We start from the raw sequence: 18,592 nt of genomic DNA, 5'->3' as shown, positions 1-18,592 counted from the left end.
TTCTCATCTTTTGGCATACGGCTACTGACGGTAGCCTTGTCCAAAGTCAAAAAATGCGGGGAATAGTGGGAAGGTTTCAGGAAAGGCGTGGATGGGTCCAAGGGACTGACCGAAACAAAAGGTCAGCCCCCACAGGAACCGTGTTGCTCTGTGTTGTTGAAACCGGCTATCAGAAGCCCATCGTTACGCCCGCATAGTACGCGCGACCCGGTTCGTTATAAGTAGAAGCGCCGTCATTTTCGCGGTAAATCTGCTTATCAAACAGGTTGCTGACGCCGCCTTTCACACTCAGGTTTTTGGTGAACTTGTAGTTGAGATTCAGCCCGACAATGGAATATGCACCAATCTCGGTCGTGGACATAGGGGTTGTCCCTTCCAGACGGCTTTCCACAAATTCACGCGGCTTCTGGCGTCCGTACAGCGTCCAGTTCAGCTCGGTGGAGAACTTATCGGTAATCTGATAATCCAGCATCGAGTTGATGGTGTACTTAGGGATGATCGACAGCGGGTTGCCGGTTTTTTTGTCTTTCGACTCCAGCATATAGGTGGCATTAGTCCGCCAGTCGAGCACATCACGCACCACCGGGATCGTCAGGCTGGCTTCCAGCCCTTCCACCAGCGCTTTGCCACCATTTTCCCATTGCAGGATATTCCTGTCATCGGAGGCAGTGCCAATCAGCTCGGTGCCGGAGACAATTTTATTTTTGTAGTCATTGCGGAACCAGGTCACACCCGCGGTATAGCCATCGGCAGCAAACTCCAGCCCCAGCTCTTTATTGACGCTGACTTCGGCGTCCAGATTGGTGTTACCCAACAGGTAGCAGCCGACACCATTGTTAATGCCTGAAGGACAGCCGTTACCCCGGGTGGCCAGCAGGTAGCCTTCGCTTGACTGGTAGAGGTTCGGGGCTTTAAACACCCGCGCAATACCGGCTTTCAGTTTGAACCCTTCACCCAGGTCCTGAGAGAAGTTAAAACTCGGGCTGAAGTTACTGCCGAATTCACTGTGGTGATCAAAACGCAGGCCCGGGATCAGGAAGGTGCCTTCCCATGGCTGGATGTTGTCTTCGACGTAGAGTGCGGCCGTGGTTGCGCTGTTCTTGCTGCTGCGATCGGCGGGATCGCCCGACATATCACCAATGATCACGCCACTGGCATCGGTGGCTGACATGGAGGCGCTATCGTCCAGCTTTTCGTGATTCCACTCAGCGCCGAGGGTCACGGTCTGCTCAATCCAGCGGTCCATCGGCATATTGGCTTCCGCGCTGGCACGGTAATTTTCCAGTCGGCTGGTGCTGTACTCGTCGCTGTTAATCATCCCTTCCACGCGTCCGGTAGAACCTTCTTTCAGGCGCGTGTTATTGGTTTTTTCATAGTTGAAGGCGAGCTTAGAATCGCCCCATTCCCAGAAGCCGTTATGGGTCAGGCCGTAAGACTGACGGTACAGGCGATTCGTCTCGGAACCGTACAGCGAGTCGACCAGGCCACCGGGGCTGATGTTGCCATTGCTGTACTGGGTATCTCCGGCGTAGATATTGCCCTGGCGGCTGTAGCCATAGCTGAAGTCGAGGATCTGCGAGGGGGTCATTTTCCAGGAAACCAGCGCATTAATATCTTTGTTACGCACCCCTTCACGGCCCGCGGCATACGCGCCGTTTTGCGCCTGGTTGATATCGGCGGCATCGGCGTCGGTTTTGTTGAGGTTACCGTAGAGGCGCATGGTCAACGCGTCACCCGCCAGCGGGCCGCTCAGGCTAAAGTTGGCACGTTTGGTGTCACCTTCTTTGCTGTTTTCCGGCTGGTTGGTAAACAGCGACAGGGAACCGTGCCAGTCTTTGGTCGGGCGCTTGGTGTGAATATTGATCACGCCACCGGCGGCACCGGATCCGTAGCGGGCGGCGGCCGGGCCACGCAGCACTTCAATACGCTCGACCATTTCAGCTGGTACCCAGTTGCTGTCGCCACGGGTATCACGTTCGCCTTTCCAGCTGTAACGCACGGAGTTACGCGAGCTGACCGGCACGCCGTCAATCAGGATCAGGGTGTTTTCCGGGCCCATACCGCGAATATCAATCTGACGGTTATTCCCCCGACTGCCGTTAGCACTGTTTCCGGTCAGGTTGACGCCGGGCATTTTGCGGATGATGTCGGACAAATCGTTCACTGGCGGGTTCTTCGCGATATCCTCTGCCGTGATGATAGAAACGCCAGGCTGTTGTTTTAACTCCTGTTCTGCTGTTTTTTGTACCAGCAGCACATCTTCCACGTCACTGGCGGGGGCGGTATCGTCATCGGCACTGGCCGTCCCGGCCAGCGTGGCGGTCAGTAGCAGTGCCAGAGGGTGTAATCGAAAGCGTCCATTCCTGTTCATCGCATCATCTCAAAGTGTTCGGTGTTGTAAGAGAATGTGCATGATAACGATAATTGTTATCATTTCTATGGTGGGAAATACGAATCCTTAAAATCTCCACAATTGGCCAGTTTTGTCAGTAAAAGTCAGTGGTTATATTTAATTCGCTATAAATCAATTGATTGCATCCTTCACATTTGGCTCGCAATCTTCTTATTTGATACGGATTGTGAGGTTTGTCTGTTTTGTGAACAGCGGATGCCATGTTCTGTCTACCCATCCTGCCAGGCAGTCGTTATTATCCCGCAACAAAATCGAACGCGAATCGTTCTCATTTTTGCTACTTATCTGATTCTCAGGAGAGAAAATGCGCTTCCCTCAGGCCTTCGTTTTATCGCTGTTTTCCGCCATGCTCGCCTGTGCGCCTGCGGCTTTTGCAGCAGATGCTCCCGCACTGACGGTCGTGCACGCGCAGGGTTCCACCGCTGTGCCGAAACATCCGCAACGTGTGGTGATCCTCAGCCCGGCAACGCTGGATATTGCTGATGCCCTGGGGATTAACCCGATGGGGGTGCCACAAACCAGCGCGCACTATCCGCAGCATCTGGCGAAGTACAATGGCAAGGCGTATCTGAATGCCGGCACGCTGTTTGAACCCAACTTTGAAGCCCTGAGCAATGCCAAACCCGATCTGATTCTGGCCGGTGCCCGCGCTCATGATGCCTATGGCAAGCTGAGTGAAATTGCCCCGACCCTCTCACTGGATCTCGACCCGAAACACTTCGTGCAAAGCCTGACCGAACGTACCGAACAACTGGGAGCGATCTTCGGTAAAGAAGAGAAGGCACAACAGGTGATTGCGGCGTTTAATGCCCAGATTGCTGACGTGCGTAAAGAGTCCGCCACCGCCGGTAGCGCGATGATGCTGATGATTAACGGCGGCAAGATCAGCGCGCACTCACCGGGTTCACGTTTTGGTTTTATCTACGATGTGCTGGGATTTAAACCGGCCACGGCTTTCCCGGAAACCGGCAAACACGGTAATGCGGTGTCGCCTGAGTTCATCATGGAAGCGAATCCTGACTGGCTGTTTGTGCTGGATCGCGACAGCGCCATTGGCCGCAAAGAGGGCGTATCCGCACAGCAGGTGCTGGATAACCCGCTGGTGCGTAAAACCAATGCCTGGAAAAAACAGCAGGTGGTCTATCTCGATTCCGGTTCGCTTTATATTGCAGGCGGCATTCAGAGCTACAGCAATCTGATGACTCAGGTGAAGCAGGTGCTGGATAAAACGAAAACCCAGCCGTAAATGAAATCCGTAGCCTTTATTGCAGGCCTGGCATTACTGCTGGGCCTGATTGTTTGCAGCCTGTTTGTCGGCGTCAGCCGTGTCACTCTGCTCAGTCTGTGGTCAGATCCTGAAATGCGGGAGATCCTGCTGATCAGCCGTTTTCCCCGTACCGCCGCGTTACTGCTGGCGGGGAGCGCGATGAGCGTGGCAGGGCTGATGATGCAGATGCTGACGCAAAACCGCTTTGTTGAGCCTTCGGTGGTCGGCACCACGCAGTCTGCCAGTCTGGGACTGCTGCTGGTGATGATCATCAGCCCTGCCGCGCCGATCATGCTGAAAATGGGCGTTGCCACACTGTTTGCCCTCGCAGGCACCGCGTTGTTTATGCTGATGATCCAGCGTATCCGTATGAAATCCTCCCTGATGGTTCCACTGGCCGGCATTATGCTGGGCGCGGTTTTCAGTTCAGTCACCACCTTCCTTGCGATGAAGTTTGATCTGCTCCAGTCGCTGGGCGGTTGGGAATCAGGCGACTTTTCCAGCGTGATGCAGGGACGCTATGAACTGCTGTGGGCGGTGGGCGCGATCACACTGCTGGCAGCGGTGATGGCTGACCGCTTTACGGTGGCGGGCATGGGGCGTGATTTTTCGGTCAATGTCGGGCTGCACTATCGCCGCGTGATGCTGATGGGGATGGCAATGATCGCCATGATCAGTGGCGTGGTGGTAGTGGTGGTCGGCGTGCTGCCATTCCTGGGGTTGATTGTGCCTAATATTGTCAGCCTGGCGCTGGGTGACAACCTGCGGCGCACCGTGCCCTGGGTGGCACTGGTGGGCGCGATGCTGGTGATCGGCTGCGATATTCTCGGCCGTCTGATCATCCACCCGTTTGAAATTCCGGTCAGTGCGCTGCTTGGCGTGCTGGGCGCGATGATCTTCCTCGTGCTGATTGTGAGGTCGAAACGCCATGCGCACTGATGCTTTGTCACCCGGCAAACGCCTGTTGCTGCTGACGACGCTGCTGCTGGTGCTGATGGGGATTTTCATGACCCTCGGTCTGCACGGCAATATCGCTTATATCCTGCGGCATCGCGGGCAGATCCTCGCCACGATGGTGCTGGTCGGTTTCGCCTCCGGCATCAGTACGTTGCTGTTTCAGACCCTGACCCGTAACCGCATTCTGACGCCGTCGGTGATGGGGCTGGAGTCGCTGTTTGTGTTGATGCAGACGCTGCTGATCTTCGCGCTGGATGTCGGCGGGCTGAATATGCTGGGCAGCGTAGGGCGCTTCATCGCCGAAAGCGCACTGCTGGTGATGTTTGCCACGTTGCTGTATCGCTGGCTGTTAGGGGGCGCCGGGCTGGATCTGCACCGGGTGCTGCTGATAGGCCTGGTGTGCGGCACGCTGTTCCGCAGTATCTCGGGCCTGATGCAGCGCCTGATGGAACCGGGTGAGTTCGCGGTGTTGCAAAGCCGCATCTTCGCCACGTTTACCCGTGCCGACAGCGATGTGCTGCTGATTTCAGCCGGGGTGATTGCCGTGGTTGCCACGCTGGTCTGGCGATTGCGTCACCGTCTGGATGTGATGGCGCTGGGGCCGGATAGCGCTATTGCGCTTGGTATTGCCTGGCAACGTCATGTCACCGGTTTACTGCTGCTGATCTCGCTGCTGGTGGCGGTCTCGACCGCGCTGGTGGGGCCGATGATGTTCCTCGGCCTGCTGATCGTCAATCTGGCCTATCCGCTGATGGGAAGCTGGCGACATGCGTATCTGCTGCCCGGCTGTGTGCTGATTGGCATCATCACGCTGGTGGGCGGGCAGTTGATTTTGGAACGGCTGCTGGATATGGCCGGGACGCTGTCGGTGGTGATTGAGTTTAGCGGTGGGGCATTGTTCATCTATTTACTGCTGAGAAAGGGCGCCAAGTGATCGACATTAAGCAGGTCAGCAAACAGTACGATACTCAGCCGGTGTTACAGAACATCTGCGAAACCCTGCCATCGTCAGGCATTACCTCTATTATCGGGCCAAACGGTGCCGGCAAGTCAACGTTACTGTCGGTGATCAGCCGCCTGCTGAAAGCGGACAGCGGCGTGGTGACGGTGGACGCGCTGGACGTCAGCGATGCCAACAGTGAAAAACTGGCAAAGGTACTGTCAGTGCTGCGCCAGGAGAACCATTTTACCAGCCGTCTGACGGTGTGGGATCTGGTGAGCTTTGGGCGTTATCCCTACAGCAAGGGGCGGCTTAATGAAAATGATCGCCAGCATATTGAGCAGTCGCTGGCGTTTCTTGATTTGCTGCCGTTGCGTCATCGCTATCTGGATGAGTTATCCGGCGGTCAGCGCCAGCGCGCCTTTGTGGCGATGGTGCTGTGCCAGGACACGCAATATGTCCTGCTGGACGAGCCGCTGAACAATCTGGATATGAAGCACAGCGTGGCGATGATGAAGCAGCTACGACGCGCCGCCGATCAGTTAGAGAAATCCATCGTGCTGGTGATCCACGACATTAACTTTGCCTCGGCGTACTCCGACTTCATCCTGGCGATGAAGGACGGACAGGTGGTATTCCGCGGTACGCCTGAGCAGGTGATGGTGCCAGAGGTGATTGAGCAGATCTTCGATCTGCCCGTGACCGTTGAGCAGGTCAATGGCCAGCGTATTGCGATGTATTACCGCTAACACAGTAGGGCAGGAAAAAGTGCTGCCCTGCACATCATTTTATTGCGTACCACCATCAATCTCATCCTCATCTTCCTGCGTATACAAAATGTGTCTGTGTTATTGACAGAAACCTCACATCTCGTGAACTCATTAAATTCACCATGTCATCAATTCATTTATGAAAGTTTCACGGCGTTTTTACAATGATTACTTTTATTTCCATGTTTTTTGAATGCAAAAGCAAGATTTGGAGTGTTGTGTCGATAGGGTGTTTATATTGTTGGGGGCGGTGTGAGAATAACAACGGATATGTGTTTTGAAAAATATAAGGATATGTAATGAAACTCTACTCATTTCATTTGTCATCAGCATCAATACGCATTCGCCTTTCACTGGAATATAAGAAGCTTGATTATAAACTGATCGAAGTGGATTTATCCAAGGGGGCCCATCAGACAGGGGGGTATCATGAATTAAACCCTCAAAAACTGGTTCCAACACTGGTTGATGGTGATGTTACCTTGACTCAATCAATCGCTATTATTGAATACTTAGAAGAGAAGTACCCTGACAGATATCCACTTATTCCTGAATCTCCAGAAGATCGGGCAAGGGTGAGATCTATCTGCCAGTTTATAGCAAGCGAAATGCAACCTTTAACAAATGCCCGAGTCAGGTTGTATATGACCAGTCATCATGTAACACCGCAAGATATTCATGCATGGTGTGTACACTGGATACGGTCCGGTCTTGAAATATTGGAAGCTATTTTAGTTAATGAGTCAAAAAAAGGACGTTATTGTTATGGTGATAAACCCACCATTGCTGACGTGTTTTTAGCTTCTCAATTGTTTCTTGCTCGTCGTTTCATTTCTGATTTTAATCATTACCCCAGAATTATGTATCTGGATAATATTATTTCTCAGGTTCCCGGTTTTAAAAAAGCACTGGAAAAATCTTATCTTGGCGTTTAATGATAAAAATGCATAGGAAAAATTATGAATGCTATTAACGGGCATCTGACAGGAATCCATCATATAACCAGCGGGGTTTCTGGAGCGCAAGAGGACGTCGATTTTTTTACAAAAATACTGGGCCAAAGGATGATCAAACAAACCGTGTTGTTTGATGGTGAAAACCCTGTTTATCATTTGTATTATGGCAGTCAGGATGCTCAGGCGGGATCGATTATGACAACGCTACCCTTTAAAGATCTCGGATACAAAGGGCGAAAAGGAAGCGGCCAGATCAGTGCAGTTGCCTATGCTATTCCACCCGGATCGATGGCGTTTTGGGAACAACGTTTATCCTTGCATTTAATAAAACCCATCACGAAAAAATATAAATTTGGTGCGGAATATATTGAATTTGAACACCCCTCTGGACTTGTTTTTGAATTAACGGAATCAGAGGTTAATGATATCCAGGGTTGGGTAACTGATGAAATCCATGACGATCATGCTATTCGAGGTATTTTTGGCGTGACACTTTCTGTGCGGGATTACACTGAACAAGCACGTTTTTTCACGGATGGTCTTAAGATGACGCTGGCCGCTGAAGATGGCGCTTATCAACGCTTTCATATTGGCGCGGGCGGCCCGCAGCGTACCATCGATGTCCTGTACGATCCATCCCTACCTCAGGGAACCTGGGGATTTGCACAAGGTATCGTGCACCATATTGCATTTGCTGTTGAGACAGAGAAAGAACAGTTAGAAATTAAAGAACACCTTGTCGGATTAGGCTTTCCTGATGTGTCAGAAATTAAAGATAGAAATTACTTTCATTCTATCTATGTACGATCGCCTGGCGGTATTCTCATCGAGTTTGCTACTTCTGATATTGGTTTTTGTATTGATGAAACCCCACAGGCACTAGGCAGTAATCTGATGATTCCTCCCTGGTGGAAAGATAAGGAAAGTGAATTTATGGATAAGCTAGAGAAAATAAAAATTGATTAAACTTTTTTAAATTCAATGAGTGTAGATGTTTTTTGATGTGATTTTCAGTTAAGGCGGTCAGGTATGATGGCATCAAAGCAAGAGCGGTTGCCGCGGGAATTTAATAAGATCTCATTTTCTAATCTTTTTGCTCAACTTTCGGAACAATTGGCTTTGGCGGGTGCGTTAATGTACGCCGCTATTTATTTGAATGCATCTGTCAGCGAGATAAGTTTCTTACAGTTAACGCAAACTCTACCCTTTTTATTGATGTCTATTCCTGCAGGATTGTTGGTTGATCGACTTTCAAGAACGCTGACGATGCTCACTGCTGAAGTATTACGCGCTTTGTCGTTAGTACTTATTTGTTTTTTTATATTTAAATCAAGTCTTTCTATTCCTGTTTTGGCTGTGTTAGGTTTTATTGGTGCCACGAGTACCGTGGTATACAGTATTGCGGTGCCTTCTCTGGTTCCTGCATTAGTACCCAAACATAATATGGCCATAGCGAATGGACGAGTCGAATTAGCCCGCTGCCTTGCACTGGCTATTGGCCCCACTATTGCAGGTTATTTAATCGCTCATAGTGGAGTTTCAGTGTCCTTTGTCATTTCTGTTATATTTTCGATGGTCGCATTTATTCTTATATTAAATTTAAAAGAACCTCCTCGTGTTAAGCAAGGGAAAAAACATATTTTATCGGATTTGAAAGTTGGGGCATTGTTTGTTGCCAGGAATTTACATCTGAGGCAGATGCTGTATACATCGATTGTTTTCAACATATCATGGTTTATATTGCAATCCATATATATTATTTATGCAATGAATAAGCTGAATTTTACAACGGACTTAATTGGCAGCAGTATGGGGGTTTATGGTATTGGGATGGTTGCAGGTGCAGTGATTATGCCATTTATCAGCAGGCGTTTATCTTTTGGAACACTGCTGAAGTTGGGCCCAACAAGCGCACTCTTTGGCGCGGTTTTGATGGCGGTGACACTATTTTATCCCTCTTATCCGATTGTGATTTTGAGCTATTTTTTCTTCGGTGTAGGACCAATAATATGGACAATTTCTTCCGTGACCTTACGACAAGCTATTACACCTGAGAATATGTTAGGCCGTGTATCCTCCCTGGTGATGATGGCGACTTTCGGCGCGCGCCCTATTGGGGCGGCATTAGGCGGTGTGCTGGGAACATATATTGGTATTGATAATTGCATCTGGGTTGTTTTGATTGGTTTTCTGATTCAGTTCATTATTATTTATACGGCAGGTGTTTCAAAACTGGCGAGCCTGGAATCATTGCCTGAACCGATCCCTCTTGAAAAATGAGATCAGGTCACTTCGTCCGCGTAGCGGGGAAGCGACCGCCATTCGCGACATCGGTACACTTAGCGTTGCTGACGTGAAAGCAGGGGGGGGGTTAGGTTTTGATACGCGTTGACCACCAGCACAGCAGCGAGCCGAGACTGACCATGCCAGCGCCTTGCCAGAAGTTGACCGACAGGCTGGCGTTCAGCATCCAGGCGGCCAGCATGGCCGAAAGCACGGGAATAAAATAGGACGCGGTGGCCAGCAACGTCACATTACCGTGCAGGATGCCGATGTTCCATGCCGCATAACCCAGGCCCATTGCCAGCGCAGCCAGTGCCAGACTCACCAGCACCGGAAACGTGATGGCCATCTCTGGCTGAGGTGCAGAGAAATATTTTATCCACAACGCCAGTGCGGTCAGCATAAAGAACAGTGTGATGCCGTTACTTCCCCGGGCTATTTTTTGCGTCAGTACGCAGTAAATTGCCCAGATCACGGCGCCCGCGAGGGCCAGCCCATAACTGAGGGGATTTGAGGCGATGTTATTGCCGATCTCCGCCAGCGACAACGTATGCTCACCCGCCAGCACTTTGGCGATCCCGACGAGGGAGACCGCCATTCCCGGGACGATCAGCAGGCTGCATTTTTGCCGGGCGATAAACACGGATAACAGGACGGTGAGGCTGGGCCAGAGATAGTTCACCATGCCCACTTCAATCGCCTGCGTGCCGCTACGGGCATAGCCCAGCGAGAGAGACAGGCAGATTTCATAGCTGACAAACAGCAGGCTGCCCAACAGCAGATAGGCGCGGGGAAATGTTTTTACCTTCGGGAATCCCACCGTCAGCAGCAACAGCAGCGAGCTGAGCGTGTAGATCATCGCGGCTCCGCCGACAGCGCCGAGCCCCTCACTGACACCGCGTATCAGCCCGACAATGGCGCTCCACAGAATGATGGCGATAAGCCCGGTCAGCGTGGCTTTTTTGTGAGTCATGGTGCGGTCCCTGCTGTGATGATGTTATCCGTGAGGATTTTACAGGGTAGAGGGCCTTTTCACATCGAATTGATGGCTTATGATGTCGTATCCGCTAAACGGCTGATATGAATACCCATCCAGGTTAATTCATCATTAGGTAAGCGGTACTGATATTTTTCCTGAATATAGTCGCGTACGGTACAGGCAATCGACATTGCCTGTGGGTGGAACTTCATCATCTCGTGATAAAAGTCATCACTGTGCTGTGTTGCGATTTTTTGTGCCATCACGCGCTCGGCGAAATAACGCAGGTGGGTAATAAAGCGATTGTAATTCACGCTGTTAATATCGATATTTCTATTCAATTTATATCTGATGATTTCGGCAATACGGTTCACTAACTGAACCTGCTGATGCGCATCCCCGCTGTCCGGATCGCCGGAGGCATTAATCAGATGAAAGGCGATATGTACCGCTTCGTCATCATCCAGCACCACCCGAAAACGGTCGTTGGCGAGGTCGCGCGCCTGCACGCCGATCTGATATTCACGTGGGTAATAACGCTTCACTTCCCAGTTCAGCTTATTTGCCAGCGGATTGCCCGCTTTGCAGCGCTCAACCGCATAGAAAAGATGCTCCGCCAGGGTGAAAAACAGTACGTTGTTCAGTTTCTCAACGTACTGTTTTTGCGCCAGCGCAATGATGTCGTGGGTCAGGTCAAAATACGCTGCCGGAACCGTATCGGTGAGTGAGAGAAAGTGCTGAGTTTTAACCCCTTCCAGTGGGATAAACACCTGTTCGATGGCATCCCTATCCACATCAGCACCGGGTTTGGCACCAAAGCCGATCCCCTTGCCGAACAGAATCAGCTCGCTCTGGTCCCGTTGGACCAGCAGCATGCTGTTATTCAGCGATTTCTTCACTTTCATCGAGAGAGTTCCTTGACGGTCAGCTCAGGTCGCTGCCGTTACTGGCAATAACCTGTTGATACCAGTAAAACGAATCTTTACGCAGACGCGCCAGGCTGCCTTGTCCTTCATCATCCTGATCGACGTAGATAAAGCCGTAACGTTTGGACATCTGCGATGTGCCGGCACTAATAATGTCAATGGTTCCCCAACTGGTAAAGCCCAACAGATCAACACCTTCATCAATCGCGGCCTGCATTTGTTCAAAGTGTGATCTGAAGTAGTCAATGCGGTAGTCATCGTGTATCTGTCCCTCGACCACCACGTCTTTTGCCCCCAGGCCATTCTCGACAATAAACAGCGGTTTCTGGTAGCGGTCATACAGCTCCAGCAACGAAATTTTCAGGCCGACCGGGTCAATCTGCCATCCCCATTCTGACGCCGGCAGGTAGGGGTTTTTGACGCCCAGAACGGTATTGCCCGGAATGCGCTCGGCATCGGGCTGGGTGGATTCGGTGATCGACATGTAGTAACTGAACGACAGGAAGTCGACGGTGTGCTGGCGCAGGATCGTCAGATCGTCAGGCTGCATTTCCAGATGAATACCGCGCCGTTCCAGGTCGCGCAGGATCAGCGGCGGGTATTCGCCTTTGACCTGAACATCGGTGTAGAAGTAATTTTCCAGGTTCTTCTTCAGCGTGGCTTCCACATCCTGCGGATGGCAGGTGCGGGAATAGGTTGTCAGTTTGGTCAGCATACAACCCACCTGGCTGCCGGGGATTTTCGCATGACAGTCACGCGTCACCAGCGCCGAGGCAACAAACTGGTGATGCAGCCCCTGATAGATGTCCTGCACCGCCTGGCCGGGTGCGCATTTCTCTTCGCGGATCCCGGCGGTGGTGAACGGATGGCGATGAATACTGTCGATCTCGTTAAAGGTCAGCCAGTAGCGCACCAGATCTTTATAGCGATCAAAGCAGGCATTGCTGTAGTGCACAAAGGCATCCACCACCTTGCGATCAACCCAGCCGTTGTATTTTTCACTCAGCTTCAGCGGCATCTCATAATGAGACAGCGTGACCAGCGGTTCGATATTGTGCTTACGCATTTCACGGAACAGATCTTCATAGAATTGCAGGCCCGCTTCATTGGGCTCGGCCTCTTCGCCCGCGGGGAAGATGCGTGACCAGGCAATGGAAACGCGCAGCACTTTAATGCCCATCTCCGCAAACAGCGCGAGGTCCTCTTTATAACGGTGATAGAAGTCGATGCCGCGACGTTTCGGGTAGCGGGCGTCGTTAGTGCCGTTCAGTGCATCCTGGATGTTCTCATCGGTCAGCGCCATATGGCCGCTGTAATCCGTCAGGTCGAGATTGGATTTGTGCGCAATGGCATCGGCAACCGACGGGCCTTTACCCGCCACGTTCCATGCGCCTTCGGCCTGGTTAGCGGCAATGGCCGCGCCCCACAGAAAGTTTGGGGGGAAAACCGGGGTGTTCTGTTTCATACCGACTCCTTTAAAGTCATCACGTTCCAGGGATGGTCAACCGCAGTGGCGGAGGTGTTCGCTGACACCTGAAAACGCTCACTGTTGGTCACCACCATGACAACCACCGGATCAAATCCGGCGGCGATAATCGCCTCAAGATCGAACTCAACTAACAGATCGCCGGATTTAACCGACTGATTTTCTTTAACCTTAGGAGAGAAGCCGCGACCGTCCATTTTGATGGTGTCGATGCCAATATGGAAAATCAGCTCTGCGCCGCTGTCGGTGAGCATGCTGAGCGCGTGACCACTTTCGAACACGCTGCTGATGGTGCCGTCAGCCGGGGCAAACAGCGCGCCGCGGGTGGGGATCACCGCAATGCCGTCGCCCATCATGCCGGAGGAGAACACGTCATCATTCACCTGGGCTAAGGGGATAACGGTGCCCTCTGCCGGGCTGCTGAGCGCGAAGTCACTGACGGTCGTGGGAACGGGGCTGGCCGCCTGCTGCGGCTCTTCATGCCAGAACAGCAGGGTGGCAACAAAGGTGATGACAAATGCCAGCGCGGCACCCAGCAGGGCATAGAGGATATTGTATGGGTTATCGGCGGAGACAAACATCGAGATACTCGCCAGCCCCGGCCCCACCAGCGCAAAGGCTTCTACCGCCATCCAGCCAATAAAGCCACCGCCGATCACGCTGCCAACGATCACCGCATACAGCGCCTTTTTGTTCAGTAGCGTGATGCCATACAGCGCCGGTTCCGTAATGCCGCACAGGGCGGAAATGGCCGCCGACAGCGCGGTGGATTTTTTAATTTTGTCCCGGCTTTTGAAGTAGATGGCGAAGCAGGTCGCGGCTTCCGCTATGTTATGCGCCAGCGAAGCGGGCAGGTAGAGCATCTCCCGGCCAAACTGTGACATGGAGGCCACGACGTAAGGGATCATCGGTTTGTGCATCCCGGATGCCACCATAAAGGGCAGCACGCCTGCCAGCAGCGCGGTAGCCACAAAACCCAGTTTGCTGAACAGCCAGAAGATCACTGTGGCCATGCCTGCGCCCAACTCATAGCCCAGCGGGCCGAGGAACAGCAGCGTTACCGGCACGGTGACCATCAGCGACAGCATCGGTGAGAGAAACACCCGTACGGCAGAGGGAGAGTAGCGGTTAAACAGCTTCTCGGTTTGCGCATAGAGCAGGACGCACAGAATGGCGGGAAACACCTGCGAGGCATAAGCGACATTTTGCAGGTCGAGGGAGAGAAACTGCGCGCCCTCTGCCAGCTGTTTGGCCATCGCGGGCAGCACCATCACCGACACCGCGGAGACAGCCACCAGAATATTCACCTTCAGCTTGGTGGCGGTGGTGATCGCCACCAGGATCGGCAGGAAGTAGAGCGGGGCGGAACCGATGTTATCCAGCACTTTCCAGGTGGAGCTGCTGCGGCTGAGCCAGCCCATCAGATCCAGCAAAAGCAGCAGGGATTTCAGTACCCCGCCACCGGCAATCGCCGGGATCAGCGGCTGGAAAATGCTGATTACAAAGTCGATAAACCAGGCTCCGGGGCTGACGCGTGCAGACGCGGTTTTCGTACCCGGCTCGCGCCCGGCGGCCATGTCTCGCACGGCCTCATAAATGCCGATCACCTCTTTGCCAATGATCACCTGGCACTGCACATTGACGCGCACGCCGAGGATGCCGGGCACTTTTTCCAGCGCGCTCTGCTGGACCAGCCCGTTGTCATTGAGCGTCAGCCGCAGGCGGGTTGAGCAGTGCTCAATGTGGTCAATGTTATTGATGCCACCCACCAGGGTAATAATTTGCTTTGCCGTTTCCATGTGGTTCATCTGACGACCCTCTTTTGCGCAAAAAAAAAGACCTGAAGCCCTCCGGTGAGAGAGAGCTTCAGGTCTTGCCTGGTGGATACCAGTGACACGCCTGGGATCACTTCTATATTTTGTCGCGGTTAAAGGCAACCAGATTGCGTTTTGCAGAACAGAATTTGTGAGCGGTATGGCAGATAGAGATCAGGCCAGCTTGATCAGCACCATGCCCATCAGTAGCAGTGCCACCCCAATCCAGCCTTTGTAATTGAGGCGCTGCCCGAACATTACCCAGCCTGCTGCAATGGTCGCGACCAGCCCGAATCCACCCCATAATGCGTAAGCGACAGACAGCTCAATGCCTTTTACTGCCTGCGACAGCGCACTAAAGGCCGCCAGTACGGCCAGCAGTGACAGCACGCCCCAGACTTTATGCTTAAAACCATTCGACAGTTTAAGGAAGATATTGGCAGCGATTTCCAGCAGGGTCGCTGCGCACAGCCAGACGGCGTGTACCCATTCAAACGCTTGCATGCTGCCTCCTGCTGGTGGTACCTGATTTAATCAGGGCAATACCCGCGACCAGCGTCGCCAGACCGAGCATTTTGGCGGGCGAGATCGACTCATCGAATAACAGCACGCTGAACAGCGTAATAAATAAAATACCGATCCCTTCCCACATGGCATAGGCAACGCCGAGCGCAATTTTTTTAATCGAAACGGAAAGGGCAATATAAGAGAGGGCAATCATGATCAGCATGAGGAAATATCCCAGCTGATTATCGCTGACGCTCGACCACTTCATAAACAGCGTCCCGGTGATCTCAAGAGCGATCGCCAGTGCCAGTAACATCCAGTAAAACATGATTTTTTCCATCAACAAACACAACTACACGCCAGCCCGAAAAGAAGTCAGGCTGCCTGAAACAGCAGGGGATATGTTTTAGGAAAGGGGACTAAAGCGCGTTACGCCAGTGTTGTTCACCGGAAAGGGAATAAGCGGAAGAAAAAAGGGAAGAGCGGTTTTGCCAGGCCTTGCACATATTATCCATAATATTTACAACTTATCCGCGTTGTTGCTTCTCGTCGATGCGGAAAGAAAATTGTCCTCGGTGGTTAATGTTGCTCCTCTTTTACCCGATCATTGAGGGTTATGCTGGTTAATTTGCAATTCTTTACGCTGGTTTTTTACGTTATTTGCAGTCGATTTCACTGCCTTACATGTTGTAAGGCGTGATAACGCTGACTTTAGAAAATGGCGTCTGTTCTTCGGGAGGCGAAATAAAACCGTGAAACGCCAGAATACTGTGAAAAATGCGTCGGGCGTCCTGCTGTAATTCATGCTGGATAATCGCATCCAGCTTACCGTCACTGAGTAGCTGACGGTTTTCACTGTCGAGATCATGGCCAATAAACACCTCAATCGCGCGCCCCGCATCAGCAAAGGCGCGCAGGATCGCGGTGTTGCCTCCGCCTGCGCAGTAGACAGCGCCCAGCGATGGATGCTGTTCCAACTGCTGTGACAGGGCGCTGTAGGTCGGGGAATCAATGCCATACCCTTCACTGATCCGGCGTACTTTCAGCCCCGGTGCCATCGTCGACATCGCGGCACAGAACCCGTCTGCGCGCTCTTCCTCACCCAGAAAATGCGCACTGCCCGTGACCACCGCCACGTCCGGCTGATGCTGCCCCAGCAGGCGGGACATCAACCAGGCGGCGGTTTTACCCGCAGACGAATTGTCCATGCCCACATAGCGAATACGCTGGCTGTCCGGCAGGTCGGTCACCAGTGTGACCACCGGCACGCGCTGTTTAAGCAGCTCTTCAATCACCTGCGTCAGGTCCCGGCTGCTTTCCGCTTTCAGGATGATGCCGTAACTGTCGCTGGCGCAGCGTAGCATCAGCTGGCGGATCTTCTGCGCGCTGATCTCCTCGAAAAGATGCAGTCGCAGGGTGAGACGAAAGGGGGCAAAGCTGCCCAGCTCGGCCAGCAGCGCATCGGTGACCAGCTGGCTGAAGCGGGCGGGAGTATGCATGATGACATCAATGGTAAGGGTTCTGCCGCTGGCCAGATTCATGCGCTGCTGCTGCTCCAGATCGCGGATTGCCTGCGAGATCCTTCGTTCGGTTTGGGCATGAACGGCACCGCGATTGTGCAGGGCGCGGTCTACCGTGGCTTTACTGACGCCTGCCTGGGCGGCGATCTGTTTAATGGAAAATTTCATCATTGAGGTCTTTCTGAGGTTATCCGTTCCGTAGAGAAATAATGTAGCGGTTAAATGAGTTGCAGGAAATCGTTTAATTGTGTAAAAAACCGTGTCAAATCTAACTGATAATCATTTTTATTTGCCTTTAGTTTCTTACCAGGAACCTGCATCCATGAATACCTCTCTGTTTAACCCGCGCGCGCTGGCTTGCGCGTTATCGTTTGCTGTACTTGCGGTGACCACCTCCGTATCGGCAAAAGTCCAGACCCTGACCGATGTCATTGGCCGTGAAGTGAAAGTTGACCTGCCCGCTAAGCGCGTCGTGCTGGGCTTTTACTTTGAAGACTACATGTCCGTGGGGGGCGAAAAAGCCTATGACTCTGTCGTAGGGATTTCCCGTGAAGCCTGGGAAGGCTGGGTGCCAGCGAACTGGAATATGCACGTCGCGCATCGTCCATCGCTGAAAAACATCCCGGATGTGGGTGAAGTGGAAGCACAGAGCTTCTCGGTAGAAAAAGTGCTGAGTCTGAACCCGGATCTGGTCATTCTTGCCGACTGGCAGTTCCAGGCTCTGGGCCAGGATGTTCAGCGCATTGAAAAACAGGGTATCCCGATTGTGGTCGTCGACTACAACGCGCAGACCGTTGAGCGCCATGTGGCCTCCACCCGCGTGCTGGGCACGCTGACCGGGCAGGATGCGCGCGCCAGTGAAATGGCGGCACTGTATGCCGGTGCATTGAAGCAGGTGGCGGATCGTATTGCTGCGGCGGGTAAACCTCAGCCAAAAGTGTATGTTGAGTTCGGCAATAAAGGCCCGGAAGAGTACTCCTTTACCTACGGCAAAAATATGTGGGGCTCAATGGCAACCGCCGCTGGCGGCAATAATATCGCCACGCCGTTCGTGGAGTGGTGGGGCCCGTTGAACCCTGAGCAGGTGCTGGCTTCAAAACCGGATGCGATCTTTATCTCCGGCCGTGAGAACAACAAAAATCCGCATGCGCTGCCGATGGGCCAGGGCGTGGATCTTGCTGAAGCGCGCACGAAGCTGAAAGGCTTTGAACAACGTCGTGGCTGGAACGAGTTACCGGCGGTGAAAAATGGCAAAGTCTTTGGCGTTTATCAGGGCGCATCGCGCACGCTGTCTGACTTCGCGATGGTGCAGTATATGGCGAAGCAGCTTTATCCTGAGCTGTTTAAGGATATCGACCCGCTGGCTAACTATCTGAACTTCTACAAAAAATACCTGCCGGTTACCCCGGAAGGGACGTTTGTGGTGAGTGTAAAAGAGTAAGTTGAAGATATCCCGCAAGGGCGGCCGCTTCTGGGCCGCCCCTTGTTGTGACACAGGACCGCTGAATGAACACTCCCACCGACAACCGTGCAGCCATTGCTGCGCATCGCGCGCGTGAAGGCAAACGCTGGCGCTACGTATTCCTCTTCCTGCTGCTGACCGCTCTCTGTCTTGTGCTGGATATTGCTACCGGCCCGTCGATGCTGGCGCCCTCTGAAGTGATTCGTTCACTGACCGGCATCGGTGAACGTGCGGCCATGACCGATGCTATTGTGCGTGAGTTTCGCCTGCCGATGGCGCTGATGGCGCTGGTGGTGGGGGCCGCGCTGGGGG

Annotated in this window: 18 protein-coding genes; 9 read left to right on the top strand and 9 right to left on the bottom strand. The window is 52.8% G+C overall.

All coding sequences use genetic code 11. The features are described 5' to 3' along the window. Positions 1-169 precede the first annotated feature (169 nt). The gene (locus tag FVB43_RS09700; protein WP_167863867.1) at positions 170-2,371 is read right to left on the bottom strand and encodes a TonB-dependent siderophore receptor; all 2,202 of its coding nucleotides are present in this window, start codon (positions 2,369-2,371) and stop codon (positions 170-172) included. Between the two features lie 346 nt (positions 2,372-2,717). On the opposite strand from FVB43_RS09700, the gene FVB43_RS09695 reads away from it, so the two are divergent. From FVB43_RS09695 to FVB43_RS09665, 7 genes are all read left to right on the top strand, one after another. Then, positions 2,718-3,659, top strand: coding sequence for a siderophore ABC transporter substrate-binding protein (locus tag FVB43_RS09695; RefSeq protein ID WP_133843618.1), 942 nt, complete (start codon positions 2,718-2,720; stop codon positions 3,657-3,659). Continuing rightward, positions 3,660-4,619: an ABC transporter permease gene (locus tag FVB43_RS09690; protein WP_167863866.1), complete on the top strand. Its 960-nt coding sequence runs from the start codon at positions 3,660-3,662 to the stop codon at positions 4,617-4,619. Beyond that, positions 4,609-5,571, top strand: a complete 963-nt coding sequence (locus FVB43_RS09685) for an iron chelate uptake ABC transporter family permease subunit (RefSeq protein ID WP_133843614.1) — start codon at positions 4,609-4,611, stop codon at positions 5,569-5,571. Before FVB43_RS09690 ends, FVB43_RS09685 begins: the two co-directional genes overlap by 11 nt. Continuing rightward, complete coding sequence (locus FVB43_RS09680; protein WP_167863865.1) at positions 5,568-6,326, top strand: iron ABC transporter ATP-binding protein; 759 nt, start codon at positions 5,568-5,570, stop codon at positions 6,324-6,326. The genes FVB43_RS09685 and FVB43_RS09680 overlap by 4 nt, the downstream gene beginning before the upstream one ends. A 320-nt stretch (positions 6,327-6,646) precedes the next feature. Further along, positions 6,647-7,282: a maleylacetoacetate isomerase gene (gene maiA / locus FVB43_RS09675; protein ID WP_167863864.1), complete on the top strand. Its 636-nt coding sequence runs from the start codon at positions 6,647-6,649 to the stop codon at positions 7,280-7,282. A 24-nt stretch (positions 7,283-7,306) separates the two neighbouring features. Further along, complete coding sequence (locus FVB43_RS09670) at positions 7,307-8,269, top strand: VOC family protein (RefSeq protein WP_133843609.1); 963 nt, start codon at positions 7,307-7,309, stop codon at positions 8,267-8,269. A gap of 63 nt (positions 8,270-8,332) precedes the next feature. Further along, positions 8,333-9,583, top strand: coding sequence for an MFS transporter (locus FVB43_RS09665; RefSeq protein ID WP_167863863.1), 1,251 nt, complete (start codon positions 8,333-8,335; stop codon positions 9,581-9,583). Positions 9,584-9,674: 91 nt separating this feature from the next. Here FVB43_RS09665 and yddG read toward each other — a convergent pair whose 3' ends face one another. The 8 genes from yddG to FVB43_RS09630 form a co-directional block, all read right to left on the bottom strand. Beyond that, positions 9,675-10,559, bottom strand: coding sequence for an aromatic amino acid DMT transporter YddG (gene yddG, locus FVB43_RS09660; RefSeq protein ID WP_133843605.1), 885 nt, complete (start codon positions 10,557-10,559; stop codon positions 9,675-9,677). Between the two features lie 77 nt (positions 10,560-10,636). Further along, the gene (locus tag FVB43_RS09655; protein WP_167863862.1) at positions 10,637-11,470 is read right to left on the bottom strand and encodes a PRD domain-containing protein; all 834 of its coding nucleotides are present in this window, start codon (positions 11,468-11,470) and stop codon (positions 10,637-10,639) included. A gap of 19 nt (positions 11,471-11,489) precedes the next feature. Further along, entirely contained in the window at positions 11,490-12,956 is a 1,467-nt protein-coding gene (locus FVB43_RS09650) for a glycoside hydrolase family 1 protein (RefSeq protein ID WP_133843601.1), read from the bottom strand. Next, positions 12,953-14,785 (bottom strand): beta-glucoside-specific PTS transporter subunit IIABC, encoded by a 1,833-nt coding sequence (locus FVB43_RS09645; RefSeq protein WP_159337402.1) that lies wholly within the window; start codon positions 14,783-14,785, stop codon positions 12,953-12,955. The genes FVB43_RS09650 and FVB43_RS09645 overlap by 4 nt, the downstream gene beginning before the upstream one ends. A 180-nt stretch (positions 14,786-14,965) precedes the next feature. Continuing rightward, positions 14,966-15,295, bottom strand: coding sequence for a multidrug/spermidine efflux SMR transporter subunit MdtI (gene mdtI, locus FVB43_RS09640; protein ID WP_133843596.1), 330 nt, complete (start codon positions 15,293-15,295; stop codon positions 14,966-14,968). After that, positions 15,282-15,626 carry a multidrug/spermidine efflux SMR transporter subunit MdtJ gene (mdtJ, locus tag FVB43_RS09635; RefSeq protein ID WP_133843594.1) on the bottom strand — a complete coding sequence of 115 codons (345 nt, stop codon included), beginning with the start codon at positions 15,624-15,626 and terminating at the stop codon, positions 15,282-15,284. Before mdtJ ends, mdtI begins: the two co-directional genes overlap by 14 nt. A 91-nt stretch (positions 15,627-15,717) precedes the next feature. Then, a complete protein-coding gene (locus FVB43_RS24945; protein WP_478280025.1) occupies positions 15,718-15,804 on the bottom strand; it encodes a protein YdgV in 87 nt (28 codons plus the stop codon). 174 nt (positions 15,805-15,978) lie between these two features. Continuing rightward, complete coding sequence (locus FVB43_RS09630) at positions 15,979-16,989, bottom strand: LacI family DNA-binding transcriptional regulator (protein WP_340139004.1); 1,011 nt, start codon at positions 16,987-16,989, stop codon at positions 15,979-15,981. A 151-nt stretch (positions 16,990-17,140) separates the two neighbouring features. Here FVB43_RS09630 and FVB43_RS09625 point away from each other — a divergent pair, with 151 nt between their 5' ends. Both FVB43_RS09625 and FVB43_RS09620 read left to right on the top strand, forming a co-directional pair. Next, complete coding sequence (locus tag FVB43_RS09625; RefSeq protein ID WP_133843592.1) at positions 17,141-18,259, top strand: ABC transporter substrate-binding protein; 1,119 nt, start codon at positions 17,141-17,143, stop codon at positions 18,257-18,259. 65 nt (positions 18,260-18,324) lie between these two features. Then, the coding region (locus FVB43_RS09620; RefSeq protein WP_167863861.1) for an iron chelate uptake ABC transporter family permease subunit at positions 18,325-18,592 on the top strand (268 nt) is incomplete at its 3' end.

The sequence above is a fragment of the Erwinia rhapontici genome (assembly GCF_012271765.1).
Taxonomy (GTDB): domain Bacteria; phylum Pseudomonadota; class Gammaproteobacteria; order Enterobacterales; family Enterobacteriaceae; genus Erwinia; species Erwinia rhapontici.
Note: the sequence above shows the minus strand (reverse complement) of the source record. Positions and strands in the feature narration are given on the sequence as shown.

Coding starts and splice junctions, on each gene's coding strand:
- FVB43_RS09700 (WP_167863867.1), bottom strand. CDS start 2,371: ATGAACAGGAATGGACGCTTTCGATTACACCCTCTGGCACTGCTACTG.
- FVB43_RS09695 (WP_133843618.1), top strand. CDS start 2,718: ATGCGCTTCCCTCAGGCCTTCGTTTTATCGCTGTTTTCCGCCATGCTC.
- FVB43_RS09690 (WP_167863866.1), top strand. CDS start 3,660: ATGAAATCCGTAGCCTTTATTGCAGGCCTGGCATTACTGCTGGGCCTG.
- FVB43_RS09685 (WP_133843614.1), top strand. CDS start 4,609: ATGCGCACTGATGCTTTGTCACCCGGCAAACGCCTGTTGCTGCTGACG.
- maiA (WP_167863864.1), top strand. CDS start 6,647: ATGAAACTCTACTCATTTCATTTGTCATCAGCATCAATACGCATTCGC.
- FVB43_RS09670 (WP_133843609.1), top strand. CDS start 7,307: ATGAATGCTATTAACGGGCATCTGACAGGAATCCATCATATAACCAGC.
- FVB43_RS09665 (WP_167863863.1), top strand. CDS start 8,333: ATGATGGCATCAAAGCAAGAGCGGTTGCCGCGGGAATTTAATAAGATC.
- yddG (WP_133843605.1), bottom strand. CDS start 10,559: ATGACTCACAAAAAAGCCACGCTGACCGGGCTTATCGCCATCATTCTG.
- FVB43_RS09655 (WP_167863862.1), bottom strand. CDS start 11,470: ATGAAAGTGAAGAAATCGCTGAATAACAGCATGCTGCTGGTCCAACGG.
- FVB43_RS09650 (WP_133843601.1), bottom strand. CDS start 12,956: ATGAAACAGAACACCCCGGTTTTCCCCCCAAACTTTCTGTGGGGCGCG.
- FVB43_RS09645 (WP_159337402.1), bottom strand. CDS start 14,785: ATGAACCACATGGAAACGGCAAAGCAAATTATTACCCTGGTGGGTGGC.
- mdtI (WP_133843596.1), bottom strand. CDS start 15,295: ATGCAAGCGTTTGAATGGGTACACGCCGTCTGGCTGTGCGCAGCGACC.
- mdtJ (WP_133843594.1), bottom strand. CDS start 15,626: ATGTTTTACTGGATGTTACTGGCACTGGCGATCGCTCTTGAGATCACC.
- FVB43_RS24945 (WP_478280025.1), bottom strand. CDS start 15,804: ATGTGCAAGGCCTGGCAAAACCGCTCTTCCCTTTTTTCTTCCGCTTAT.
- FVB43_RS09630 (WP_340139004.1), bottom strand. CDS start 16,989: ATGATGAAATTTTCCATTAAACAGATCGCCGCCCAGGCAGGCGTCAGT.
- FVB43_RS09625 (WP_133843592.1), top strand. CDS start 17,141: ATGAATACCTCTCTGTTTAACCCGCGCGCGCTGGCTTGCGCGTTATCG.